The 22811-nt window shown below is 69.8% G+C and carries 23 protein-coding genes; 9 read left to right on the forward strand and 14 right to left on the reverse strand.

The window, feature by feature from the left end:
• Nucleotides 1-365: 365 nt before the first annotated feature.
• The 3 genes from C466_RS00700 to C466_RS00710 form a co-directional block, all read right to left on the reverse strand.
• Nucleotides 366-800, reverse strand: a complete 435-nt coding sequence (locus tag C466_RS00700; protein ID WP_049902418.1) for a hypothetical protein — start codon at nt 798-800, stop codon at nt 366-368.
• A 560-nt stretch (nt 801-1360) separates the two neighbouring features.
• The gene (locus C466_RS00705) at nt 1361-2203 is read right to left on the reverse strand and encodes a BKACE family enzyme (RefSeq protein WP_004597635.1); all 843 of its coding nucleotides are present in this window, start codon (nt 2201-2203) and stop codon (nt 1361-1363) included.
• Nucleotides 2200-2418, reverse strand: coding sequence for a hypothetical protein (locus tag C466_RS00710; RefSeq protein ID WP_004597633.1), 219 nt, complete (start codon nt 2416-2418; stop codon nt 2200-2202). The genes C466_RS00705 and C466_RS00710 overlap by 4 nt, the downstream gene beginning before the upstream one ends.
• A 132-nt stretch (nt 2419-2550) precedes the next feature.
• Between C466_RS00710 and C466_RS00715 the strand changes: the two genes are divergently transcribed.
• The 3 genes from C466_RS00715 (at nt 2551) to C466_RS00725 (ending at nt 4148) form a co-directional block, all read left to right on the forward strand.
• Complete coding sequence (locus C466_RS00715; protein WP_004597631.1) at nt 2551-2898, forward strand: hypothetical protein; 348 nt, start codon at nt 2551-2553, stop codon at nt 2896-2898.
• A gap of 145 nt (nt 2899-3043) precedes the next feature.
• A complete protein-coding gene (locus C466_RS00720) occupies nt 3044-3526 on the forward strand; it encodes a TRAM domain-containing protein (protein ID WP_004597630.1) in 483 nt (160 codons plus the stop codon).
• A gap of 136 nt (nt 3527-3662) precedes the next feature.
• The gene (locus C466_RS00725) at nt 3663-4148 is read left to right on the forward strand and encodes a Tfx family DNA-binding protein (protein WP_004597628.1); all 486 of its coding nucleotides are present in this window, start codon (nt 3663-3665) and stop codon (nt 4146-4148) included.
• Nucleotides 4149-4173: 25 nt separating this feature from the next.
• On the opposite strand, the gene C466_RS00730 is transcribed toward C466_RS00725, so the two are convergent.
• Nucleotides 4174-5217: a succinylglutamate desuccinylase/aspartoacylase family protein gene (locus tag C466_RS00730; protein WP_004597626.1), complete on the reverse strand. Its 1044-nt coding sequence runs from the start codon at nt 5215-5217 to the stop codon at nt 4174-4176.
• 156 nt (nt 5218-5373) lie between these two features.
• Between C466_RS00730 and C466_RS00735 the strand changes: the two genes are divergently transcribed.
• Together C466_RS00735 and C466_RS00740 are read left to right on the forward strand one after the other, a co-directional pair.
• Entirely contained in the window at nt 5374-6201 is an 828-nt protein-coding gene (locus tag C466_RS00735) for an MBL fold metallo-hydrolase (RefSeq protein ID WP_004597624.1), read from the forward strand.
• A gap of 61 nt (nt 6202-6262) precedes the next feature.
• Nucleotides 6263-7384 carry a molybdopterin-dependent oxidoreductase gene (locus C466_RS00740; RefSeq protein WP_004597622.1) on the forward strand — a complete coding sequence of 374 codons (1122 nt, stop codon included), beginning with the start codon at nt 6263-6265 and terminating at the stop codon, nt 7382-7384.
• Between the two features lie 33 nt (nt 7385-7417).
• Here the strand turns inward: C466_RS00740 and C466_RS00745 are convergent, their stop codons facing one another.
• The gene (locus C466_RS00745) at nt 7418-9895 is read right to left on the reverse strand and encodes a DEAD/DEAH box helicase (RefSeq protein ID WP_004597619.1); all 2478 of its coding nucleotides are present in this window, start codon (nt 9893-9895) and stop codon (nt 7418-7420) included.
• Nucleotides 9896-10231: 336 nt separating this feature from the next.
• Here C466_RS00745 and C466_RS00750 point away from each other — a divergent pair, with 336 nt between their 5' ends.
• Nucleotides 10232-10678, forward strand: a complete 447-nt coding sequence (locus C466_RS00750; protein WP_004597615.1) for a DUF5807 family protein — start codon at nt 10232-10234, stop codon at nt 10676-10678.
• 19 nt (nt 10679-10697) lie between these two features.
• Here C466_RS00750 and C466_RS00755 read toward each other — a convergent pair whose 3' ends face one another.
• From C466_RS00755 to C466_RS00765, 3 genes are all read right to left on the reverse strand, one after another.
• Nucleotides 10698-12347 carry a long-chain fatty acid--CoA ligase gene (locus C466_RS00755; protein ID WP_004597613.1) on the reverse strand — a complete coding sequence of 550 codons (1650 nt, stop codon included), beginning with the start codon at nt 12345-12347 and terminating at the stop codon, nt 10698-10700.
• Between the two features lie 477 nt (nt 12348-12824).
• Nucleotides 12825-14123 (reverse strand): homoserine O-acetyltransferase MetX, encoded by a 1299-nt coding sequence (gene metX / locus C466_RS00760; protein WP_004597611.1) that lies wholly within the window; start codon nt 14121-14123, stop codon nt 12825-12827.
• A gap of 1 nt (nt 14124) precedes the next feature.
• The gene (locus C466_RS00765; protein WP_004597609.1) at nt 14125-15417 is read right to left on the reverse strand and encodes an O-acetylhomoserine aminocarboxypropyltransferase/cysteine synthase family protein; all 1293 of its coding nucleotides are present in this window, start codon (nt 15415-15417) and stop codon (nt 14125-14127) included.
• Nucleotides 15418-15576: 159 nt separating this feature from the next.
• On the opposite strand from C466_RS00765, the gene C466_RS00770 reads away from it, so the two are divergent.
• Complete coding sequence (locus tag C466_RS00770; RefSeq protein WP_004597607.1) at nt 15577-16995, forward strand: single-stranded-DNA-specific exonuclease RecJ; 1419 nt, start codon at nt 15577-15579, stop codon at nt 16993-16995.
• 46 nt (nt 16996-17041) lie between these two features.
• Here C466_RS00770 and C466_RS00775 read toward each other — a convergent pair whose 3' ends face one another.
• The 5 genes from C466_RS00775 to C466_RS00795 form a co-directional block, all read right to left on the reverse strand.
• A complete protein-coding gene (locus C466_RS00775) occupies nt 17042-17341 on the reverse strand; it encodes a hypothetical protein (protein ID WP_004597605.1) in 300 nt (99 codons plus the stop codon).
• A complete protein-coding gene (locus C466_RS00780) occupies nt 17338-17619 on the reverse strand; it encodes a winged helix-turn-helix domain-containing protein (protein WP_004597602.1) in 282 nt (93 codons plus the stop codon). The genes C466_RS00775 and C466_RS00780 overlap by 4 nt, the downstream gene beginning before the upstream one ends.
• An 86-nt stretch (nt 17620-17705) precedes the next feature.
• On the reverse strand, nt 17706-19223 hold the full coding sequence (locus tag C466_RS00785; protein WP_004597600.1) for a molybdopterin-dependent oxidoreductase: 1518 nt from the start codon (nt 19221-19223) through the stop codon (nt 17706-17708).
• A 3-nt stretch (nt 19224-19226) separates the two neighbouring features.
• A complete protein-coding gene (locus tag C466_RS00790) occupies nt 19227-20174 on the reverse strand; it encodes a spondin domain-containing protein (RefSeq protein WP_004597597.1) in 948 nt (315 codons plus the stop codon).
• A gap of 199 nt (nt 20175-20373) precedes the next feature.
• Nucleotides 20374-20937 (reverse strand): HalX domain-containing protein, encoded by a 564-nt coding sequence (locus C466_RS00795; RefSeq protein ID WP_004597595.1) that lies wholly within the window; start codon nt 20935-20937, stop codon nt 20374-20376.
• Nucleotides 20938-21125: 188 nt separating this feature from the next.
• Here C466_RS00795 and C466_RS00800 point away from each other — a divergent pair, with 188 nt between their 5' ends.
• Nucleotides 21126-21857 carry an RAD55 family ATPase gene (locus tag C466_RS00800; protein WP_004597593.1) on the forward strand — a complete coding sequence of 244 codons (732 nt, stop codon included), beginning with the start codon at nt 21126-21128 and terminating at the stop codon, nt 21855-21857.
• A gap of 27 nt (nt 21858-21884) precedes the next feature.
• Here C466_RS00800 and C466_RS00805 read toward each other — a convergent pair whose 3' ends face one another.
• On the reverse strand, nt 21885-22223 hold the full coding sequence (locus tag C466_RS00805) for a helix-turn-helix domain-containing protein (protein ID WP_004597591.1): 339 nt from the start codon (nt 22221-22223) through the stop codon (nt 21885-21887).
• Between the two features lie 185 nt (nt 22224-22408).
• Between C466_RS00805 and C466_RS00810 the strand changes: the two genes are divergently transcribed.
• A complete protein-coding gene (locus C466_RS00810; RefSeq protein ID WP_004597587.1) occupies nt 22409-22747 on the forward strand; it encodes a hypothetical protein in 339 nt (112 codons plus the stop codon).
• Nucleotides 22748-22811: the final 64 nt, after the last annotated feature.

Consider the following 22811-nt stretch of genomic DNA (forward strand, 5'->3'; position numbering starts at 1 on the left):
ACGCGGTGAGCGCTCGGAGAGCGCGAACCGCGAGGCTGGGGAGGCGTGAGGTGTGGGTGCTGTGCGGGGCGGGTGGGAATCAAAGGGGCAGCCGTCGAGGCGGGCGGAGGCGAAGTAAGCACCGCAGGAACGAGCGAAGCGAGTGACGAGGAGCACAGCGAGCGTCCGCCCGCCTCGACGGCTGGGGCTTTGTAGGCCGTCATCTCAGCAATCTCAATCATTTATAAACAGCCAACGGCAACACCGAAATTCCACTTATAAATTGCCTCACTCACGACGTACTACACGTACTCCCGCTACCGATCAGGAAACGAGCGCTTTTGCGGTTGACTCAGTCGCGCAACCCCGGAAGTGTCAAATATAGATTATTCCGTACGGAGAGCATATCCAGCAATTCGTCGGACCGCGGTTCCGATGGCAAATCCGAGCGTCCCCACGATCGCCGCAGCGACTGCGCTTCCGATGATGGCGTATCCGATGAGCCGTAGCAGTCCCGGTCTCCCCATAGTTAACGCGATACCACCGAAGTTCAGGATGACTCCGGCAACCGCAGCGAACACGAGCAACCAACTTACTCCGATTCCCCCGTTTGAGTACGCTTGGGCCGCAACGAAAATCGTGAGCAGAACAGCGTACCCCTGCCACCACAGCACCGAATCGAGCAGGCGAACGTCCGCTATTCGTACCACCGCGAAGTAGCAGAGCGACGCAACAAAGAGTATTCCGGCACCGATACTCCACTGTCTCGCTCGCTTTCGATCTTCACCCAGTAGGAGAGTTCGAGTGTCGACGGGGACCATACGCAATCCACCTTTCTAGGCCCGGAAAACTAAGAAATTACGACGTGACTGATTCGCACTCCTCATCGACCGGCTGTTTCAGTCGAAAACACATCTGAAAATCGGACCTCAACGGAAACATTCGTTTATAAATGGCCGCTGGCGGATCGACGGCAAGCACCGCCGAAGCCCCAGCCGGGAGGACCGCGCACGCTCGTTGCGCGCTTCAGTCGCTCGCGATGCTCGCTCCTTCCAGTGCTTACGTCGCCTGCGCGGTCCTCCCGGCTGCCCCTTCGAGTCCCACCCGACCGCGACCGCACAGCACCTCTCACCTCCCCAGCCTCGCCGCTCGCTCGGGGCTCCCTTCGGTCGCCCGCGTCGTCGCCGGCGCTTTGCGCCGGCTGCCCGTGGCGCGTCGCGCCACGCTGCTCGCGGCGTCCCTCGCGCGTGCTCCTCGCGGCCGCCTTCGGCGGCCACTCGGAGGCACGCGCCACCGCGTCGTTCATTTATAAATAGTCGTCGCCGTCCCTCGCTATCTTAAAATATTGTATCGCTATCGACGTTCCTGACCCAAATTCTCGTTATCGACCCCGCAATCCCAGCATCTCGCGCGTCTGCTCGGGCGTCGCCACGGGCCGCCCCAGCTCCTCGGCGAGCCGCGCCGCGCGCGCCACCAGTTGCTCGTTCGTCGCCAGCTCGCCCCGCTCGTAGTACCGGTTGTCCTCCAGCCCGACCCGGACGTGCCCGCCGAGCAGCAGCGACTGGGTCGTCATCGGGAGCTGATGCGGGCCGAACCCGATTACGTTGAACTCGACGCCCTCCGGGAGCGCCTCGACTCGGTTGACCAGGTTCCGGGGATGCGGCGGCGACGTGGTCCCGCCGCCGAACAGGAAGTTGAGGTACGGCGGCTCGTCGAGGTCGTCGAGGATCGCCAGCGACTCGTTGAGGTGGCCGTCGTTGAACACCTCCAGCTCGGGCTTGATACCCCGCTCTTTCATTTCCGCGTGGAGCGACGAGACGAGCTCGCGGGTGTTCTCCGAGGTGAGCCGGTCGTAGCGGTTCAGCGGCCCCATGTCGAGCGACGCCATCTCGGGGGCGGGGTCGGTCCGCAGGGGCTCGTGGCGGAGGGCGTCGGGGGCGGCGGTCCCGCCGGTGGAGTGCTGGAGGACGGCGTCGTCGGTGGCCTCGCGGACCGCGTCCGTCACTTCCTGAAAGCGCTCGGTCGAGAAGGCGCGCTCCCCGTTGTCGCGGCGCGCGTGGAGGTGGAGCACGCTCGCGCCCGCGTCCTCGCAGGCGGCCGCGGCCGCCGCGATCTCTTCGGGCGTCTCCGGGAGGTCCGGGTGGGCCTCCTTCCCGTGGACGCCGCCGGTGAGCGCCGCGGTGATGATCGCGGGCTTCCCGTCGAGGTAATCGTCGTACGTCATCGGTCGGCGTCGGGCGCGTCGTCGGTCGGCGCTGATTCCGGCTCCTCGTAGAACTCGCAGTCCGTCTCGGGGTCGAGTCCGTACCGCGCGTTACAGATGTCCGCGCGCATCGGTTGGACGAACGACCCCGTCACGGTACAGAACGCGCGGGCGGTCTCGAACGACTTCCCGTCGCCCGCCTCGCGGTACGACAAGTACTGGCACGCCTCGTCCATGGCGGACGGAGGCGGGGAAGCGGCTTGAAACCACGCGTTGGAAGCGTCGACCAGACCCAACACCGCCTGGTCCGGCCGACCCACCCCGATCCGACCGACGCTGTTTAACCGACCGCCCGAGAACGGGGGACCATGGAGCCGGTCGACGACTGGCGCGCCGCGATCGAGGAGGCCGGAGAGCTGACCGGCCCGATCGCCGCGGCCATCGTCGACGAACACGGCGACCGCGGGCAGCGCGCCATCGAGGCGGTCGGCGAGGGGCGCGTGAAGCGCTACCGGGATTTCACCGTCGTCGTGGGCCACGAGGACGAGTACGTCGTCGAGGACGGGGAGTGCAACTGCGCGGACGCGACGTACAACCTCGACGCCGACGACCCCGACCAGCGCTGCTGGCACGCCATCGCGGTCGACGTCGCGGACGGGCTCGACGCCGTCGACCATCACGACATGTGGTACTCCGAGGTCCGCGAGTTCCTGTGAGGCCGTCGCGGTCCGCGCCCCGAGGGATCTCTCGTTCGTCTCCGTTTCGAAGCAGCCGCCGCTCGGCCGCGTGAATCGGCCGTTTTCGCAAATTTCGGTCTGAGAGTCGAAAACGTTTACAACCGCGGCCGGTTTCCCCTACGGTATGGCGGACTGTCCACTCGCCGACGACTGCCCCAGCTTCGACGAACGAATCGAGGGGATGGGGTGTCAACACTACGGCAACAAAGGCGGCGCGGAGTGGTGTAACCACTACGACATGCCGATCTACGAGCTGAAACAGCAGCCGGTCCAGCCCGGCGAGGCGGTCGTCGTCGAGGTCGACGACATCCACGAGAGCGGCGCCGGCGTCGGCCGCACCGACGACGGGTTCATCGTCCTCGTCGACGGGCTGCTCCCCCCGGCGCGCGCGGAGGTCAAGATCCACCGCGTGAAGTCGAGCCACGCGACGGCCCAGGAAGTGGTCGAGCGACTCCCCGACGACCCGGAGGACGACGAGGCGCCCGACGGCGAGGCCGCGGACGGCGAGGAGGGAGACGACGACGAGGACGCGGACGACGAGCGGAGTCGCCGCGACCGCACGGACCGCGAACGGCTCGGCAGCCGCGAGAACTTCTGGGGCAAGTGACGGCGTCCCGGGGGAGCCCCGCCCCACGGACAGTCCGGACGCCGTCGATTTCTCGGGCGACCCGCGCCCGATCTCTTCGCTCGCGCCCGCCGCGCGAATCCACCGTTTTTTGAGCGACCGGCCCGTCGGTGGTCACATGGCCGCAGACGACGAGCAGCCGGACCCAGCGGACGTCGATGCCGACTCGATCCTGGAGCGAGCCGGCTTCGACGCCGACGAGAGCGTGCTCACCCGCCGACAGGCGGAGGTGCTGGCGCTCCGCGAGCGCGGGCTCCGGCAGTCGGACATCGCCGACCGGCTCGGCACCTCGCGCGCGAACGTCTCCAGCGTGGAGTCGAGCGCCCGCGACAACGTCGAGCGCGCCCGCGAGACGGTCGCGTTCGCCGAGGCGCTGTCTGCGCCGGTCCGCGTCGAGATCGAGGCCGGAACCGACCTCTACGACGCGCCGAAGCAGGTGTACGACGCCTGCGACGAGGCGGGCGTGAAGGTGAACCAGACCGCGCCCGAGCTGATGAAAACGATCGGCGACCGCGCGGGCGACGCGGTCCGCGGCCGCGAGGTCCGCAACCGCCTCTTCGTCACGGTCGCCGCGGACGGACAGATCCGCGTCCGACATTCGTAACCCCGGTTTCTCGGCCGTTCTCCCGTCACTCCTCGTCGATCCGCTCCGCGACGCCGACCAGCGTCGCGCCCGCCGTGACGGTCGCCTCCCGCGCGACCGAGTAGGCGATCCCGTCGCGATCGGCGCGCGCGACCTGGAGCGTCTCGAACGCCGTCGGGTCGAACACCTCGCCGACGCGCTCGCCCTCCGTCACCCGGTCCCCGACGGCGAGGTCGGGCTCGGGGACGAACAGCCCGGAGTCGTCGGCGATGGCGCGCCCGAGGTGGTTGCGCGCGACGACCCCGTCCCACGCGTCGGGCTCGCCCGCCAGGAGCCCCTCGTGCCGCAGCGCGCCGACCATCCCGGACACGCCCGCCGCGACCGCCTCCGGGACGATCTCCTTGCTGTGCGCGAGCTCGGGCGTGATCGTCGGGATCCCCTCGCGGGTGGCGGCGACCCGGAGCTTCCCGGCGAAGCCGCGCTCGTCCCACTCGGTGTCGGCGTCGTCGCCCGCCGCCTCCGCAAGCAGGAGGTCCGCGCCGAACGCCTCCGCGAGCCCGCGGCAGGCCTCGTCGCCGCGCATGTACACCGTATGCGTCGCCATCGACGGCGACCCGGTGTGGAGGTCGACGATCGCGTCCGCCTCGCCGGCGAACCGCCACAGCCGGGCCGCCATCCGCTCGTGGAGCGACCCCTCCGGGTCGCCGGGCCAGCAGCGGTTCATGTTCGGCTGCCGCGAGTCGAGCGACTCGGGCGTCGTGTACGAGACGCGGTCGAAGGTGAGGGGGTCGGCGACCGGCACCGCCACGAGCGTGCCGTCGAGGTCGGCGGCCGACGGCCCGCCCTCGGCTCCGGTCTCGGACGCCTCGCCGACGAGGCGCTCGTGGAGTCGCCTGAGGACCGCGGTCCCGTTCACCTCCCGGCCGTGTTGGGCCGCTTGCGTGTACACCACGGGCGCGTCCTCGGGCGCGTCGAGTTCGGGGCCGTCGCCGCCGTCGACGAGTTCGCCCTCGCCGTACGCGTGGACGGTCGTCCGGATCGGCACGCCCGAGGGGAGCCGCGCGAGCGTCAGTTCTCGGCTGGTGTGCATGGTCCGGATCGGGGCGGATCGGGGTTATACCTCGGGGGTTCGGTCGCCGTGCGGTTCGGCCGCCGTGCGGTTCGGTCGCCGCGCGGTCGCTCCCGCTCCGACTTCTGCCGCGTCCCGACCGCGGACGCTAAGGCCGTGGCCCGCCGAGCGCGTCCCATGCGGGTCACCCTCCTCGGGACGGGCGACACGACGGGGACGCCGACCGTCGGCTGCGACTGCGACACCTGCGAACGGGCCCGCGAGCGCGGGGTGTCGCGGTCGCGCTTCTCCGTCCACGTCGCCAACGAGCGCACCGGCGAGTCGCTGCTCGTCGACTTCAGTCCCGACTTCAGACAGCAGTTCCTCGCGGCCGACGTCCCCCTCCCGGACGCCGGGCTCGTGACGCACATCCACTTCGACCACCTCGACGGGCTCGGCAACGTCTACCGGCTCGTTGACGGGCTCCCGGTCCACGCGCCGAACGAGACCGACCCCGCGACGGACCAGAGCGTCGCCGAGACGATCCGCGACAAGTACGACTACCTCGAAGACCGGATCGGCGTCCACGCCCGCGACCCGTTCGAGCCGTTCGAGACCTGCGGGTTCGAGGTCCGGTTCGTCCCAGTCGACCACCCGCCGCTTCTGTGTTACGGCGTCGTGATCGAGGATCCGGAGACGGGCGCGACGCTCTCGCTCACCGGCGACACCAGCTACGATGTCCCCGAGCGCTCCCGCGAGGCGCTCGCCGATCCCGACCTCCTGCTCGCCGACGCCATCGTCCCGGCCTCGCTCTGTGAACACCACCCGATCGGCGGGCGCCACGAGGGGCCGGACGGCGTCCCGCGGACGTTCGGCACGAAGCACATGACCCGGGAGGGCGCGCTCGCGCTCGCGGACGACCTCGACGCCGACCGGACGCGGCTCGTCCACCTCGCGCACTTCTACCCCGCCGACGAGGCGTTCGAGGAGCCGCTGGCGGTCGACGGCGAGGTGTACGAGCTGTAGCGGGCGCGGCGGGCCTCCGCGGGCTGTATCCTTTTGGCTCGGTAGCACGTAGCACGCGCAGATGGCCGCGACGGATCGACTCCGGACCGCGCTCGACCGCCTGGAGCCGCCGCCGCGCGCGGTCGACTGGTCGCTGTTCGCGTTCGTCGTCGCCGAGGCGGTCACGGGGCTGGTCTCCTTCACCGTCGGCGTCCCCAAGGGGTGGCCCCTCTTCTGGCTCCACCGCGCCCTCGGCGTCGGCATCGTCGCGCTGCTCGCGTGGAAGCTCGCGCGGGTCCGTCGCCGGCTCACCGACCCCGGCCTCTGGCGGCGGTCGACCGCGCTCTCCGTCCTGACGCTCGTCGCCGCGGTCGGCGCGCTCGCGACCGGGGTCGCCTGGGTGTTCGGCCTCGACGTGCGGCTCTCCTACTGGACCCTCCTCTCCGTTCACGTCGGGTTCGGGCTCGCGCTCGTCCCGCTCGTGGCCGCGCACGCGTCGACCCGGTTCCGGCTCCCGCGCCGCGTCGACTTCGAGCGGCGCCGGACCGCGGTCCGGTACTTCACGCTACTCGCGGCCGGCGGCGCGACCTACCGGCTCCAACAGGGGGTCAACGACGTCCTCGACACCGCCGGGGCCGACCGACGATTCACCGGCTCACAGCCCCGCGAGGGCACCGGTAACGCCGCCTTCCCGATCACCTCGTGGGTCGCAGACGACCCCGACCCGATCGATCGGGACGACTACCGGCTCCGCGTGGACGGACTCGTGCGCGACCCCGTCGACCTAACCGCCGGCGACCTCGCCGCCGGCCACGAGACGGAGGCGCTGCTCGACTGTACGAGCGGCTGGTACACGGTCCAGGAGTGGGACGGAATCCGGGTCGGCGACCTGCTGGATGCGGCCGGCGGGGTCGCGGCCCCGGGGGACGCTCCCGAGGCGGATTCCGACCCCGAGCCGGCTTACGTCCGGTTCACGTCCGTGACGGGCTACCGCTGGAGCCTCCCGCTGGAGGAGGCAGCAGACGCGCTGCTCGCGACCCGCGTCGGCGGCGAGCGACTGAGCCACGGGCACGGCGCGCCCGCCCGACTCGTCGCGCCCGACAGGCGGGGGTTCCAGTGGGTGAAGTGGGTGACGCGCGTGGAGGTCTGCTCGGAGTACGACTTCGGCCAGTGGGTGGTGACGTTGGTGAGCGGGTTCGACTGAGCGGCGATCGCTTCACGACCGCGGAGGGCCCGGTTACTCGTACTCGCTCCCGACGACCTCGCGGATGCGTTCCGCGGTCACCGGGCCGACGCCGTCGACCTCGAGGAGGTCGTCCTCCGGCGCGGTCATCACGGCCTCCACGGTGCCGAAGTGTTCGAGGAGGGTGCGCGCCGTGACCGGGCCGATGTCGGCGATGGCGGAGACGACGTACTCCTGCTGTTCGGCGCGCGTCTTCGTCGTCTTCTCGCCGTGGACGCTCACCTCGCGGTCGCGCGTCTCCTGCTCGCGCTTGGCGATCGTCGCGAGCAGTTCGGTGGTGTCCGACTCACCCTCGGTGCGGAGGACGCTCACGTCGAAGTCGACCGCGAGCGACGCGAGCGCGCCGCGGATCGCGTTGGGCTCGATGTCCCGCTGCCCGTAGAGGTTCGTCCCTTCCACGACCATCACGGGGCGGGCGTACGCCCGCGAGAGCTCGCCGATCTGCTCGAACATCGAGCGGTCCCCGTCGAGCATCGAGTCGACGAAGTCGGCCGCCGACTTGCGCTCGACGGCGACGCGGTCGGAGAGCACGTAGTCGCCGACCGCGAGCGTCTCCAGCCGGGTGACGAGCCCGTCGCGCGTCGAGAGGTCCTTCGCGATCGAGGAGTCGAGCTCGCGCTGATCGACGACGACCTCGACGCCGTCGTCGACGCCGGCGGTCGCGACGACGCCGTCGTCGTCCGCGTCGTCGTCGTCCGCTTCGCCCTCGCCGCTCGCTTCCGATTCGTCGCTCTCGTCGTCCTCGCCCTCCCGCGCCTCCGCCGCGAAGTCGGTGAGTCCGGCGTCGTCGTCGGCGGCCTCGTCGTCGCTGTCCTCGTCGATCGCATCCGCGCTCTCTTCGAGTCCGGCCTCGGCGTCCGCGCCGCCCTCGCTCCCGGATCCTCCGCCGAACGCGTCGAGGCCGGCCTGCCCGTCGTCGCCGACGTTCTCTTCGATGTCGTCTGTGGCCTCCTTCAGCTCGGCGAGCTGGCTGGCCATCTTCTTCTCGCGGCGCCGCGAGATCCAGAAGAACGCCTCGTCGCGGGTGTCCTCGGCCATCAAGACGACCACCTTCCCCTCGGCCTGTCGGCCGGTCCGGCCCTTGCGCTGGATCGAGCGGATCGCGGTCGGGACCGGCTCGTAGAAACAGACGAGGTCGACCTCGGGGACGTCGAGCCCCTCCTCGGCGACGCTCGTGGAGACGAGCACCTCGAACTCGCCGTTCTTGAACTCGTCGAGCGTCTCCTGCTGCTGTGTCTGGCTCATCCCGTCCGAGCCCTCCTTGTCGCCCTGCCCGACGAACTTGCGCACGTCGAAGCTGGCGGAGAGGAACTCCACGAGCGCCTCCGCGGTGTCGCGCGACTCGGTGAAGAGAATGGCGCGCTCGCCGCCGTTGATCCCGAGGGTTTCGGCCAGGAGGATCCGGGCCTTCGAGAACTTCGGGTGGAGCCCGTCGAACGACTCCGCCTTCCGCATCGCTTCCCGAACCTTGGGGTCCGCGACCATGCGCTGGCTCGCCTTCGAGGCGCCCGACGAGCGGGCGGCCTCGCGCTGGCGCTCGAAGTAGCGCCGGACGGACTCGACCGACTGGGTCTCGACCAGCTCGGTCGCGCGCCGGAGCTTCATCACCTCGGCGTGGGTGGACATCCCCTTGTACCCGTCCGACTGGTCGTTGTCCATCATCTGTTTCAGCTGCCCCCGCATCTTGTTGAGATCCTTCTGCGAGAGGTCGGGGTTCGTCGTGTTCGTCACCCCGAGCTGTTTCAGCTTCTCCAACCGGTCGGTGATCACCTCGTTGAGCGCGTCGCGGATGTCGAGGACCTCGTCCGGCAGCGTCACCTGCTCCCACTGAACGTCGGTGTCGTGGGTGTACTCGTCGACGTCGGCGTCCTCCTCGGTCATCACCTCGACGTTGACGAGCCCGAGGTTCTCGCAGACCGTCTCGATCTCCTCGGTGTCGCCGCCGGGCGAGGCCGACATCCCGGTGACGAGGGGATCGGCCGCGTCGGCGTGGTAGCGCTCCGCGATGTAGACGTACGCGTAGTCGCCGGTCGCGCGGTGGCACTCGTCGAAGGTGAGGTGGGTCACGTCGCGCAGCGAGATCCGGTTGCCGACGAGGTCGTTCTCGACGACCTGCGGGGTCGCGATCACGATCCGGGCGTCGTCCCACAGCGCGGCGCGGTCGTCGGGCTTCACGTCGCCGGTGAAGACGACGATCTCGTCGTCCGGAACCGAGAGGGCCTCGCGGTAGAAGTCCGCGTGCTGCTGGACGAGGGGCTTCGTGGGGGCCAAAAAGAGCGCCTTCCCGCCCGCCTGGTGGAGGCGCTCGGCGGTGACGAGCAGGCTGACCGTCGTCTTTCCGAGGCCGGTCGGGAGACAGACCAGCGTGTGTTCGTCGGCGGCGGCGTCCGCCAGCTGGAGCTGGTAGCGGCGTCGCTGGAGGAAGTCGTCGACGAGCAGGGGTCTGTCGATCCCGGCGGCCTCGGTCGCCATCGGCGGCTCTTGGCCGGCACCGGCCTAAAGCCTTCGCGAACCGGGGTGAAAGTTATCGGTCGCCGGACCGCTCCTCTCGGAGCTCCTCGGGCACGTCCTCGTCGACCAGCTGCGCCCACTCCGCGAGCCGGTCGCCGGATCGTGTTTGCGCACTCATCACGCGACGGATCTCCGTGGTGCGTATTAACAGTTGCCCCGATTCTACACGATTTAACATCGGTTCGGTGCGTTCCGCTCTCTGGTCGGCCGCGGGTCCCTTCGGGCCGACCGCGACACGCACCGCTCCCGCTCGGACCGACTCGCACGCCTTTTACCGCTCACGCGCCTCCGGCCGGCATGAGCAACCTCGACGAGTTCCTCGCGGGCGAGCGGCTCGACGACGTGGTCTTCTACCTGAGCGACGCGTACCTCGACGACGACTCCCGGCTGCGCGAGGTCGGAACCGAGACCGACGGCGGCGTCCGCCTGATCCTCGACGGCGAGACCGGGCGCTCCGCGTTCCAGGCCGGCACGGGCATGGGCGCGATGGAGTTCGCGAAGACGGCGATGGACGCGGACGGCGAGATCGCGCGCTCGCTCGACGACGGGGCGTGTCCGTTCGCGGGCGACGACGACGCGGGCGACGACCACGAAGTCCAGTTCGTCTTCGCGTTCGCGGAGGCGCAAAACGAGGAGGTCGGCGGCCTCTACGCGGAGGGCGACGTGGTCCACGCGTACGCCCACTGCACCTGCGGCGAGAGCTACTCGCACAAGTGGGTGATCGGCGAGCGCGACGGCGAGTAGATCGCGGCTGCGGGCGACCTTACTCCTCAGGAGCGTCGTCTTCCGGCACCGCGCCGTCGACGAGCGACTGGTCGCCGTACTGCTCGCGGAGGTCCTTCTTCGAGAACTTCCCGGTGGCGGTCTTGGGCACCTCGTCGATGAACTCCACCGCGTCCGGCACCCACCACTTGGGGTACTCCTCGCGGAGGCCGGTCTCGATCCGCTCGACGATCTCCTCGCGGTCGACGCCGTCGGCCACGACGACGAACGCCACGGGGCGCTCCTGCCAGCGCTCGTGGGGCACGCCGACGACGGCCGCCTCGCTGACGCCGTCGTAGGCCATGATCGCGTTCTCCAGCTCGACGCTGGAGATCCACTCGCCGCCGGACTTGATCACGTCCTTCGTGCGGTCGACGAGCTGCATGTAGCCGTCCTCGTCGACGGTGACCACGTCGCCGGTCTTCAGCCAGCCGTCGACGAACTCCTCCTCGTTGGCCTCCGGGCGCTTGAAGTACTCCTTCGTGACCCACGGGCCGCGGATGCGGAGCTCGCCGAACGCCTCGCCGTCCCACGGGATCTCCTCGCCGTCCTCGTCGATGACCTCGAACTCCAGGCCGGGGGCGACGAGCCCCTGCTTCGAGCGCTTGTTGACCTGCGTGTCGTAGTCGGCGTCGCGCAGGTCGTCCTTGAGATGCGAGACGGTACCGATCGGCGACAGCTCCGTCATCCCCCACGCGTGGAGCACCTCGACGTCGCGCTCGTCGTACCACTCGATCAGCGCCTTCGGCGCGGCCGCGCCGCCGATGATCACGGTGTCGAGCGTCGAGAGGTCGACCTCGTTGCCCCCCTCGATGTACTCGCGGAGCCCGAGCCACACCGTCGGGACGCCCGCGGAGAGGGTCACGCCCTCCTCCTCGATCAGCGCCGCGAGGTCCGCGGGGTCCGGCGAGGGACCGGGGTAGACGTGCTTCGCGCCCGCGGCGGCCGCGGTGAACGGCATCCCCCACGCGTTCACGTGGAACATGGGGACGACGGGCATCACCACGTCGGAGTCCTCCATCGGGATCCCCTGCGGCGTCTGGGAGGCCATCGTGTGGCTCCACAGCATCGACTGGGTGTACTCGACGCCCTTCGGCTTCCCCGTCGTGCCGGAGGTGTAACAGAGGCCGGCGGGCTGGTCGCCGTCGAGGTCCGGCCAGTCGTACTCGGTCGAGTGGTCGCCGATGAACTCCTCGTAGGCGGGCGCGTCGAGCGCGTCGATCCCCTCGGAGCCCATCGCGACGAAGTCGACGCCCTCGAACTCCGCGGCGCCCTCCGCCGCGCCCGCGATCTTCTCCGCCAGCGACGGGTCGACGAAGATGATCTCGTCGTCGGCGTCGTCGACGATGTACTGGATGTGTTCGTCGGGCAGCAGCGGGTTGATCGTGTGGAGCTGCGCGCCCGTGTTCGGGACGCCGAAGTACGTCTCGAAGTGCCGGGTGTGGTTCCAGCAGAACGTCGCGACGCGGTCGCCGCGCTCGATGCCGTAGTCGTCGAGGGCGTTCGCGAGCCGGGCCGTCCGGTCGGCGTACTCGCTGTAGGTGTGCCGCGTGCGCCCCTCGTGGGTGCGCGAGACGATCTCCGTGTCCGGGTACAGTCGTTCGGCGCGCCACATGAACGGTCGCAGGGTCTGCGCGTGTCCGCCTGGCATACCTCACACACCACGGGGTCGGGAACTATGAACGTTATCATCATTGATCGTGAATCTTCGCGGATACTCGGAGAACGCGCGTCCCGCCTCGACAGGTTATTTAAAACCGGTCGGCGGTCGGTCGTCGGTGAGCGTCGCCCGCACCGCAGCCGTTTGCTTATAAATATCACCCGAGAAGTTGCTGTCAAGCACCGCCGAAGTCCCAGCCGCTCGGCCGTACGACGATAGTGTTTATAAATAGCCGATCGACACGAACACCGCCTCGCGACTGCCTCTTCGAGTCCCGCCCCGCACCTCACACCTCCCCAGCCTCGTCGGCCTCCCTTCGCTTCGCTCCGGTCGGCCGACTCCAGCGAGGGACCGAAGGTCCCTCTAGCAGCCGGCGCGTAGCGCCGGCGACCTCGCGCGTGCGGTTCGCGGCGCGTTGCGCCGCTCACCGGCACGCGCCGCCGCACGGATACTATTTAAAAGACGAGATTATCCTCGAAACAGGCTCGCGTGGACGGGCGCGTGGTCGGAGCTCGGTCGCGGGTCGTCGCCGTCGTCGCCGCCCTCGTCGGAGACCGCGCGGCCGTCGACGCCGTCGGCGAGGAAGTCGCGGACGGGCGGACCGACGTGTTCCGGCTCGACGAGGAACGCGTCGTGGCCGTGGTCGGAGTCGATCACGTGGTGCGCCACCGGGACGCCGGACTCGCGGAAGGCGTCGGCGAGGGAGGCGGACTGCTCGACGGTGAAGTGCCAGTCGGCGGTGAAGCTCAGCAGGAGGGTCTCGCCCTCGAAGGCGGCGAGCGCGTCGGCGTCGGCGCCGTGGCCGGCGGCGAGGTCGTACTCGTCCATCGCACGCGTCAGGTAGAGGTAGCTGTTCGCGTCGAACCGGTCCCCGAACCCCTCCGCCTGGTAGTCGAGGTACGACTCCACCTCGCGGTACGGGAAGAAGCCCGCCGTCGGCTCCGGCGGCAGCCCGAGGTCGCCGTCCTCGCGCGTCAGGGAGTCGCGGCCGGCCGACCGGCGCCCGAACTTCCGCTCCATCGACGCCTTCGAGAGGTACATGATGTGCCCGATCTGGCGGGCGATCGCGAGCCCCTCGGTCGGGTCCGGCCGGTCGTCGCCGTAGTAGTCGCCGCCGTTCCAGTCGGCGTCAGCGCGGATGGCGCGGCGCGCGACCGCGTCGAGCGCGAGGCACTGCGCGTCGAGTCGCCCGGCGGTCGCGATCGCGACCACGCGGTCGACGTCGTCCGGGTACCGCTTCGCCCACTCCAAGGCGTTCATCCCGCCGACGCTGCCGCCGACGACCGCACGGAGCCGCCCCACGCCGAGGTGGTCGAGCAGCCGGCGCTGCGCGCGCGCCCAGTCCTCGACCTGGACCGGCGGGAACGCGGTCCCCCAGCGGTCGTGGTCGGGCTCCTCGCGCAGGTCCAGGTCCGCGGGGCGCTCGCTGGCCGGGCCCGTCGTCCCGTAACAGGAGCCGGGGACGTTCGCGCAGACGACGTAGTACTCGGTCGTGTCGATCGCCTTCCCCGGGCCGACGACGTCGTCCCACCACGCGCGGGCCTGCCCGGCCTGTCCGGCCCCGGTGGTCTCGGCGTCGCGCTCCGGCTCGGGCGACCGCGCGACGTTCTGGCTGCCGGTGAGCGCGTGGCAGACCAACACGACGTTGTCGCCGTCGAACTCGCCGTGGGTCTCGTAGGCGACCTCGAAGTCGGGGACCGACTGCCCGCACTCGAAGGTGAACTCGCCGAGCGAGGCGACCCCGTGGTCGGTCGGGACGGCGCTCATCTCAGCTCCCCCCGGCGGCGCGCTCGCCCGCGGCCAGCCCCGCGTCGAGGTCGGCGATCACGTCGTCGGCGTCCTCGATGCCGACCGAGAGCCGGAGCATCTCCGGGTGGACGCCCGCGTGTCGCTGTTGCTCCTCGTCCATCTGCGCGTGCGTCGTGGAGGCCGGGTGGATGACGAGCGTCTTCGCGTCGCCGATGTTCGCGAGGAAGCTGGTCAGCTCGACCGCCTCGCAGAACGCCTTGGCGGCCTCGTAGCCGCCGTCGACGCCGAACGTGACCATCCCGCCGAAGCCGTCGAGGTACTCCGCGGCGTTGCCGTGGCTCCGGTGGTCGTCGAAGCCGGGGTAGCTCACCCAGTCGACGCGGTCGTCCTCGCGGAGGAACTCCGCGACCCGCCGCGCGTTCTCGCAGTGGCGCTCCATCCGCAGCGGGAGCGTGTTGAGCCCCTGGATCGTCTGCCACGCGTCGAAGGGGGACTGCTGGCCGCCGGTCGGCCGCACGCCGCGCTGGCGGACGACGTTGGCGAAGGCGGCGTCGCCGAACTGCTCGACGAAGTCGATCGGATAGGCGGGCGACTCCCCGTCGAGCTCGTCGTAGTCGGCGTCGGGGTGGTCCCACGGGAACTGCCCGCCGTCGACGACGACCCCGCCGACGGTGGTGCCGTTGCCCGTGATCCACTTCGTCGTCGACTCCCAGACGACGTCGGCGCCGTGTTCGAACGGGCGACAGCAGTACGGCGTCGCGAACGTGTTGTCGACGACGAGGGGGACCGCGTGCTCGTGGGCGATCTCGGCGAGCCGCTCGAAGTCGGGCGTGACGAGCGAGGGGTTCGCGATCGTCTCGACGTGGACGAACGCGGTGTCCTCGTCGACGGCGTCCGCGTACGCCTCGTAGTCGAGCGTGTCGACCAGCCGCGCCTCGATCCCGCGCCGGTTCGCGATGCTCGTGAGGTACGCGGCCGTCCCGCCGTACATCTCCGAGCTGGCGACGACGTTGTCGCCCGCGCTCGCGAGGACGGTCGCGATCGCGTCGAACGCGGCCATCCCCGACCCGGTCGCGACCGCGTCCGACCCGCCGGCCAGATCCGCGATCTGGTCTTCCAAGACGTTCACCGTCGGGTTCGAGAGCCGGGAGTAGACGTGGCCCTCCGCCCGGAGCGCGTACAGCTCCGCCGCCGTGTCCGCGTCGTCGAAGACGTACGACGTGGTCTGGTGGATCGGCGTGGCGCGGGCGCCGGTGGCCGAATCGGGCTCGGCGCCGGCGTGGAGGCTCCGGGTGTTGAACCCACGTGTCATGTTTGTTGCTCATACGTCTGCGTACTTCTATAACCGTCAGTTACGGCAATTGATGCCCCTTCGACGTTGACTCCGCCGCGGCCACGACTCCACAGCGTTGTGCCGCGTCCGTCGCTCCGAAGCGTGCGTTTATGCCCGATCGGGCGTCAACCGGTGGTAATGGCAGTCGCCGCCCCAGTCCCCGACCTCGCCGACCGCGCGACCGACTGCGCCGACCGCCTGCGCGAGGCCGGCCGGGCCCTGCTCGCGTCGCACATCGACGCCGACGGGATCACGAGCGCCGCGATCGCCTCGTCCGCGCTCGCCCGGGCCGGGATCGACCACGAGGTCGTCTTCGAGAAGCAGCTGGACGCCGACTCGATCGCCGGGATCGCCGCCCGCGAGTTCGACGTGGTGCTCTTCACCGACTTCGGCTCCGGCCAGCTCGACGTCATCGCCGACCACGAGGAGCGCGGCGACTTCGTCCCCGTGATCGCCGACCATCACCAGCCCGCCGACCGCGACACGCGGTACCACCTCAACCCCCTGCTGGAGGGGATCGACGGCGCGAGCGAGCTCTCCGGCGCCGGCGCGAGCTACCTCCTCGCCCGCGCGCTGGAGGGCCCCGACGGCGACAACCGCGACCTCGCCGCCCTCGCGGTCGTCGGCGCGGTCGGCGACATGCAGGACTCCGACGGCGAACTCGTCGGCGCCAACGAGTCGATCGTCGCCGACGGGGTCGACGCCGGCGTCCTCGAGGCCCGGACCGACCTCGACCTGTACGGCAGACAGACCCGGCCGCTCCCGAAGCTGCTGGAGTACGCCTCCGACGTGAAGATCCCGGGGATCTCGAACGACGAGGCGGGGGCGATCTCCTTCCTCACCGGCCTCGACGTCGACGTGAAACGCGACGGGGAGTGGCGGCGCTGGGTCGACCTCGACGGCGAGGAGCGGCAGGCCCTCGCGTCGGCGCTGATGCGCCGCGCGGTCGCCTCCGGCGTCCCGTCCGACCGGATCGAGGCGCTCGTCGGCACCTCCTACACGCTGGTCGACGAGGAGCCCGGCACCGAGCTGCGCGACGTCAGCGAGTTCTCCACGCTGCTCAACGCGACCGCGCGCTACGAGCGCGGCGACGTCGGCCTCGCGGTGTGTCTCGGCGACCGCGGCGACGCGCTCGCGGAGGCGCGCCGGCTGCTCCGCACGCACCGGAAAAACCTCTCTGAGGGGCTCCAGTGGGTCAAAACCGAGGGCGTCACCCACGAGGACCACCTACAGTGGTTCGACGCGGGGTCGCGCATCCGCGAGACCATCGTCGGCATCGTCGCCGGGATGGCGGTCGGCTCCCCCGCAGTCGACCGCTCGAAGCCGGTGATCGCGTTCGCCGAGGAGAGCGCCGAGGAACTGAAGGTGTCCTCGCGCGGCTCGCACGCGCTCGTTCGGCGGGGGCTCGACCTCTCCGCGGTGATGCGCGAGGCGAGCCGGGCCGTCGGCGGCGACGGCGGCGGTCACGACGTGGCCGCGGGCGCGACCATCCCCATCGGCGAGCGCGACGCGTTCCTCGCCGAGGCCGACCGGATCGTCGGCGAGCAGCTCTCGTAAGCCGGTCCGGCCGTCGCTCCGGAGTCCGAAACGACCCGTCCGCCCGTCACTTCAGCGTGGCGTAGGTCAAAAGCGACACCGCGAGCAGCTCCAGCACGCTCATGGCGAGCACGACCCGTCCTACGAGCGGGTCCATCGCGTACAGCGTCCGCATGTTCGCGAAGAAGAACGCGATCGAGACCAGGTTCTCGACCAACAGCACGGCGCTGAAGCCCACCAGCCCCAACAGGAGCGTCGACCCGAACTCGCGGTAGTTGCGGACCCATACCGCCGCCAGCACCGCCAGCAGCGCGCTGTTGACGGTCCCGATCAACACGGCGATCCCGGTGGGTGACGCCGGGTTCATTCGGCGTCCACCTCCGCGGTGATCTCCTCGAACGCGTCGGTGTGGCGCTCGAAGCGGTCGGTCAGGAAGTAGAGTTTGCCGTAATCGTGATCGCTCGGTTCGACGACGTCGTGGTCTCGTAACATCTCGAGGTGGTGGGTGATCGTGTTGTAGTCGACGTCCAGTGCCTCCGCGAGCTCGTTCGCGTTCCGGGGGCGGGCGCGGAGTTCCCGGACGATCCGGACCCTGTTGGCGCCACCGCGGCTCGCGACGAACAGGTACCACAGGGCCTTCTCCATTTGGCGTACTGGTGTGTCGAGTAGGTGCTGAAAGTCGTTTCGGCCGGGTAGCCGCTCCGCGCTCGTCTCGGACCGCGGGGGCCGCGTCAGCCGACCGTCCGACGCACCCACCCCGACGCGCCGCTCGGGACGGACCCGGACTCCTCCCGCGTCTGGAGGGTCCCCTCGCCGTCGACCGCGCGGACGACGACCTCGCGCTCCCCGTCGGCCTCGAAGACGTGGCGCCACTGCCGCCAGACGTCGGCGTCCGGGAGCGCGTCGGAGAGCTCGGCGTCGGTCCACGTGTCGCCGCCGTCGGTCGACACCTCGACGCGCTCGACGCCGGGCGTCCCGGCGTAGGCGTGGCCGGCGAGCTCGATCCGGCCGTCGCCGAGCTCCGTGACCCCCTCGTCCCAGAGCTTGGCGACCGTCTTCACCTCGCCGGTCCCCTCCCAGCCGCGCTCCTCCCAGTAGCCGTCCTCCTCGACGTTCAGGAGCTCGATCTCCGAGAGCCACTTCACGTTCGTCTCGCCCCAGTGGCCCGGGATCAGCACCCGGACCGGGTGGCCGTGACTGGTCGGGAGCTCCTTGCCGTTCATCCCCCACGCGAGGAACCCCTCCGCGAGGACGTCGACCGGGAACTGGACGTAGTAGCCGTCCTCGCCGCGCAGCATGGCGCAGTTGCAGTCGCCTTGGGGGTCCACGGATTCGAGCAGCGGGCGGATCGGCGTCCCCGTCCAGACCGCGTTGCCGATGCGGCGGCCGTTCAGGTCCTCGCCGACGCACCGCAGCGTCACCGCGCGGTTCTCGGCGGGCCGGTCGATCAGCTCGTCGAAGGTCACCGTCCGCTCGCTCCCGGTCTCGCCGGTGAACGTCAGCGACCACTCGTCGGCGGTGACCTCGGGGTCGAACTCCGCGATGTCGACGTTGTAGAACTCCCCGATCGGCGTCACCATCCCCTGGAGGTCGTCGCTCTCGAACGCCAGCGCGGCCGAGTCCAGCTCCTGAAGCCGCGCGGCCGCGCCCTCCGAGCGCGGGGCGTCGGGGAGCGGCTCCGCGTCCGACGCGAACGCCCGCCGGCCCACCGCGGTGGCGGCGACGAACCCGAGCGCCCCGGCGACGACCCCGAGCGTCCGGCGGCGCACCGCGTCGACGACGGCCGGCGCGTCCCTCGCCCCGGCCGAGTCGCCGCCGGACGGCGCGGCCGACGAGGGGAGCCAGCCGATCCCGACCGCCGCCGCCGCGGGGAGCGCCGCGCCGAGCGCGCCCAGCGAGACGCCCGTCAGGGCGGCGGCGAGCAGCCAGGATCCCCCCCCGGCGACCGCCGCGCCGGCGGCGCGCCGGTCGGTGCGCGTGGCGATCCGAAGCCCCGCGAACGCGACCGCCCCGAACAGTCCGACGGCGATCGCGAGCGCCAGCGCGATGTGGATCAGGTGGCCCGCCTCGCCGAGGGTCTCGATCGTCGCTGTCACGATCGGCCCGGGGGTCAGGTTGACGACGGTCTGGTCGATCGGCCTGACGACGAACGACGGCGTCCACCCCGCGACGAGGTACGAGCCGGCGATCGCGGCCGCGCCGGCCGCCGCGGCGAGGAGCGTTTCTCGCCGCTCGGTAACGTTGCTCATACGCTATGTGGGGGTCACGGTCACTTGAACTACGTCCTCGACGGCCGGGTACTCGTGGCCGTCGTCGACGTCGCTCAGCCGGCGGACGACGCCGTCCTCGTCGGCGCCTTGGTCGGGTGCGTCTTGGGCCGGTGCCTGATCGGGACCGGTTCCGGGCGGTTCCGCGTTCGGCTCCGTCCCCGCGTCGAACAGTGCCACGGCGTCGGTGACGTCACCGTCGACCGGGTCGCCGTCCTCGGGCCAGAGCCCGATCCCGCCCTCCTCCGTCGAGACGAACACGTCGTTCGAGGGGACGAACATCGAGGCGACGGAGAGTCGCTGCCCGGGCGCGACCTCGGTCTCGAACTCGAAGGCGCCGCCGGGCGCGATCGGCGGCGCCCCGGGGACCGACCCCATCGGATCGTTCGGGTCCGCGACAGTGTCGTCGGGCGTGTACGCCCCTGACCGATGGACCTCCGTCGCTCCGTCGAGCTCGTCGACGAGCCCCTCTTCCCCCTCGAACCCGGTCGGCGGCCCGGCCTCCGCGAGCGCTTCGAGCCCGATCGACGCCGACTCGCCGAGGTCGAAAATCGGGTTCTCGCCATCGTGGACGGCGTACGCACCCGGCGTGATCCAAACGGCCCCGCCGGTCGAGGTGTCCGCGGGATAGAAATCCGGGGGCGCGACGTTTTCGATCCGGATCCGAACCGCGACGGACTCCGCCATCCCGTCGTCGCCGTCCGTCTCGTCGTCGCCGTCCGTCTCGTCGTCGCCGTCCGTCTCGTCACTTCCGTTCATTCCGTCATCTCCGTTCGTCCCATCTTCGCCGTCCATCCCATCTTCGCCGTCCATTCCATCTCCGCCGTCCATCTCCCCGTCGCCCCCGCCGTCACCGAGGCAACCGGAAAGCGCCAGCGCCACGAGTCCGCCGCTCGTCATCAGGAACCGCCGCCGTGTGTCGTGTTCCGTCATGTCTCCGCCGAGGGAGATGACGGGGATATAAATTTTTCAACTACCGGACAACTTCGGTCCGAAGTCGGATCGAGATCCGTTCAAAATTCGTTCCGGATCCGACCGCAGTGGGCAGTTTCTGTGGTCAGTCGCTGTCAACGGAGAGCGAAACGAATCGGGTGCCGGCGGTCGGAGCAGTAGCGAGGCGGTCGGCGCCGCGTCAGGCCTCGCCGAGGTCGCGGAACATCGCGCGGTAGTCGTCGGTCGACAGCGACTCGCCGAGGTCGTCGATGTCGGCGTCGAGCTCCTCCAGCCGCTCGACGAGGTCGGCGTACGCCTCGTTCCCCTCGCGCTGCGCGGCCGGCTTCTGCGAGCTCAACACGGCGCGCTTGCTGGCGAGCGCGGCGGCCTCTTGGACGAGGTCGTCGTACTCGCTGCGCGTCAGGAGCGTGTCGATGGCGGCGAGCAGCTTCGTGCGGCTCACCGGCTTGGTGAGGTAGAGGTCGAACCCCATGTCGATGATGTCGAAGTCGGGCTCGACCGCGGTGACCATCGCCACGCGGCAGTCGTACCCCTCCCCGCGGATGTGGTCTAAGACGTCGTCGCCGCTCCCGTCGGGGAGTCGGCGGTCGAGGAGCACCACGTCGATCTCGGCGTCGACGCGGTCGATGGCCTCGGCCGCGGTCTCGGCGACGTCGACCGCGTACCGCTCCTCTAAGAAGCCGGCGTACAGCGCCGCGATGTCTGGCTCGTCCTCCACGACGAGTATCGACGGGTCGCTCACCGTCGATCACCGCCGGGAGCGACCGGACACGCTTCACCGGGCATACACGAACGGGCGTTGTGTCGAGAGATAAAACTGTCGCCGTCCGTTCGCCCGATGTCACCGAGCGTTGCTTCTCCCGGACCGACCCCTCCGCTCCGACGCACTGAACCGTCTTTTATATACTCCGACCGACAAGGGGGAGACGAATGTCAGAACTCGTCTCCACCGGGGTCGAGGGGCTCGACTCCATTCTCACCGGCGGCATCACCCAGCGGTCGACGGTCCTCGTCTCGGGGAACCCGGGCACCGGCAAGAGCATCTTCGGCATCCAGTACCTCCATCACGGCGTCTCCGAACACGGCGAGCGCGGCGTTTACGTCTCCTTCGAGGAAGACGAGGCCGACATCCGCGGCGCGGCCGAGTCCGTCGGCTTCGAGGGGTTCGACGAGATGGTCGACGACGGCGACATCGTCATCCTCGACAAACGCGAGATGCTGCGGGAGACCGACTTCTCGACCGCGGTCGATCGCCTGCTCGACACCGTCGAGGACGGCGACTTCGACCGGCTCGTCCTCGACTCGCTGTCGATGTTCCAGCTGTTCTTCGACGCCGAACAGGAGAAGCGCACCTACCTGCTGAAGTTCTCGGACATCCTCAAGGCCAACGGGCTCACCTCGCTGCTCATTAACGAGCAGGGCGCCGTCTTCCCCGACACCGAGGTCGGCCTGGAGAACTTCCTCACCGACGGGAACATCTACTTCATCCAGACGCCGACCGACTCCGGCGTCAACCGCTACGTCTGGGTGGCGAAGATGCGGAAACAGGACATCGACACCGACATCTTCCCGATGGAGATCGGCCAGGGCGGGATCACCGTCCACGAGCGCGCGGGCGGCTTCTCGATGATGGGCGGTTCCGACGACCAACCGTCGTTCTAGACGGGCCGGGGCCGGCCGGCCGCCTCTTCACTCCCGCGACGAGAGGTCGCGCCAGACATCGTCGAGGCGGTTCTTCACCGCCGACCGCTCCTCCACCTCGACGGTGAGCCCGTCGCGGAAGTCGACCTCCACCCCGTCGACCTTCCGGCGATACACCTTCACGCGCCGGTGTTCGTCCGAGAGCGGCCGGTCGTGTAGCTCCAGAAGATCCGCCTCCTCCAACTCGTTGATCCGTCGGTAACACGTCGCGATCGGGACGTCCAGCTGGTCGCTGAGGTCCTGCGCCGACTTCGCGTCGCCAGTCGCCGTCAGGATGTCCGTGTTGTATTTGTTACCGAGTACGGTGATCAGATCGTCCCCCACCATTCACGTTATCGAGATTGATTTTTATGACTTATAAGGATACCGGTGATTACCCCGGACGGCAAACGTCTCGATCCGGCGTGCCGTACGGGGTCGAGGGCGGTTCCTCGACGCGAATCGCCGCGCCGTGTTATCGCCGCTGATACCCGCCACCGTGGGTTTATTATCCGCGTTCGAGCAGGGGCGGTATGGAGCTCATCGAGGGGTTGTACCTGATGACGACCACCGTGCTGGCCGGCGCGAGCGCGACGCTCGTCGCGTTCGCGGTCGCGGCGTACCGGTCGTCCGGTCGCACGGCGATGGCGTACTTGGCGGTCGGCTTCGGCCTCGTCGTCGTCGCGGCGATCGGAACGCCCGCGGCCGCCTTCCTGACGGGATTCGGTAACGCGGAGGCGCTACTGTTGGTCAACACGGGACTGCTCGCGGCGTCGATGGCGCTCGTCGCCGGGAGCCTCGCCGTCTACGAGCCGGGAACCCAAGAGTTCGTGATCCCCGAATCGGAGCTGTCGCGGCTGCGCGATCGGTAACATGAGAGAAGCGGAGACGCGCAGAGACGGAACACCAGCCACAACGCGTGCTGTAACTCTCTCG

Origin of the sequence: Halorubrum distributum JCM 10118, from assembly GCF_000337335.1 — an archaeon.
Classification (GTDB): Archaea; Halobacteriota; Halobacteria; order Halobacteriales; family Haloferacaceae; genus Halorubrum; species Halorubrum distributum.

What these genes read in the sequence shown, in the direction of transcription:
- C466_RS00700 (WP_049902418.1), bottom strand. Translation starts at nt 800, where the DNA reads ATGGTCCCCGTCGACACTCGAACTCTCCTACTGGGTGAAGATCGAAAG.
- C466_RS00705 (WP_004597635.1), bottom strand. Translation starts at nt 2,203, where the DNA reads ATGACGTACGACGATTACCTCGACGGGAAGCCCGCGATCATCACCGCG.
- C466_RS00710 (WP_004597633.1), bottom strand. Translation starts at nt 2,418, where the DNA reads ATGGACGAGGCGTGCCAGTACTTGTCGTACCGCGAGGCGGGCGACGGG.
- C466_RS00715 (WP_004597631.1), top strand. Translation starts at nt 2,551, where the DNA reads ATGGAGCCGGTCGACGACTGGCGCGCCGCGATCGAGGAGGCCGGAGAG.
- C466_RS00720 (WP_004597630.1), top strand. Translation starts at nt 3,044, where the DNA reads ATGGCGGACTGTCCACTCGCCGACGACTGCCCCAGCTTCGACGAACGA.
- C466_RS00725 (WP_004597628.1), top strand. Translation starts at nt 3,663, where the DNA reads ATGGCCGCAGACGACGAGCAGCCGGACCCAGCGGACGTCGATGCCGAC.
- C466_RS00730 (WP_004597626.1), bottom strand. Translation starts at nt 5,217, where the DNA reads ATGCACACCAGCCGAGAACTGACGCTCGCGCGGCTCCCCTCGGGCGTG.
- C466_RS00735 (WP_004597624.1), top strand. Translation starts at nt 5,374, where the DNA reads ATGCGGGTCACCCTCCTCGGGACGGGCGACACGACGGGGACGCCGACC.
- C466_RS00740 (WP_004597622.1), top strand. Translation starts at nt 6,263, where the DNA reads ATGGCCGCGACGGATCGACTCCGGACCGCGCTCGACCGCCTGGAGCCG.
- C466_RS00745 (WP_004597619.1), bottom strand. Translation starts at nt 9,895, where the DNA reads ATGGCGACCGAGGCCGCCGGGATCGACAGACCCCTGCTCGTCGACGAC.
- C466_RS00750 (WP_004597615.1), top strand. Translation starts at nt 10,232, where the DNA reads ATGAGCAACCTCGACGAGTTCCTCGCGGGCGAGCGGCTCGACGACGTG.
- C466_RS00755 (WP_004597613.1), bottom strand. Translation starts at nt 12,347, where the DNA reads ATGCCAGGCGGACACGCGCAGACCCTGCGACCGTTCATGTGGCGCGCC.
- metX (WP_004597611.1), bottom strand. Translation starts at nt 14,123, where the DNA reads ATGAGCGCCGTCCCGACCGACCACGGGGTCGCCTCGCTCGGCGAGTTC.
- C466_RS00765 (WP_004597609.1), bottom strand. Translation starts at nt 15,417, where the DNA reads ATGACACGTGGGTTCAACACCCGGAGCCTCCACGCCGGCGCCGAGCCC.
- C466_RS00770 (WP_004597607.1), top strand. Translation starts at nt 15,577, where the DNA reads ATGGCAGTCGCCGCCCCAGTCCCCGACCTCGCCGACCGCGCGACCGAC.
- C466_RS00775 (WP_004597605.1), bottom strand. Translation starts at nt 17,341, where the DNA reads ATGAACCCGGCGTCACCCACCGGGATCGCCGTGTTGATCGGGACCGTC.
- C466_RS00780 (WP_004597602.1), bottom strand. Translation starts at nt 17,619, where the DNA reads ATGGAGAAGGCCCTGTGGTACCTGTTCGTCGCGAGCCGCGGTGGCGCC.
- C466_RS00785 (WP_004597600.1), bottom strand. Translation starts at nt 19,223, where the DNA reads ATGAGCAACGTTACCGAGCGGCGAGAAACGCTCCTCGCCGCGGCGGCC.
- C466_RS00790 (WP_004597597.1), bottom strand. Translation starts at nt 20,174, where the DNA reads ATGACGGAACACGACACACGGCGGCGGTTCCTGATGACGAGCGGCGGA.
- C466_RS00800 (WP_004597593.1), top strand. Translation starts at nt 21,126, where the DNA reads ATGTCAGAACTCGTCTCCACCGGGGTCGAGGGGCTCGACTCCATTCTC.
- C466_RS00805 (WP_004597591.1), bottom strand. Translation starts at nt 22,223, where the DNA reads ATGGTGGGGGACGATCTGATCACCGTACTCGGTAACAAATACAACACG.
- C466_RS00810 (WP_004597587.1), top strand. Translation starts at nt 22,409, where the DNA reads ATGGAGCTCATCGAGGGGTTGTACCTGATGACGACCACCGTGCTGGCC.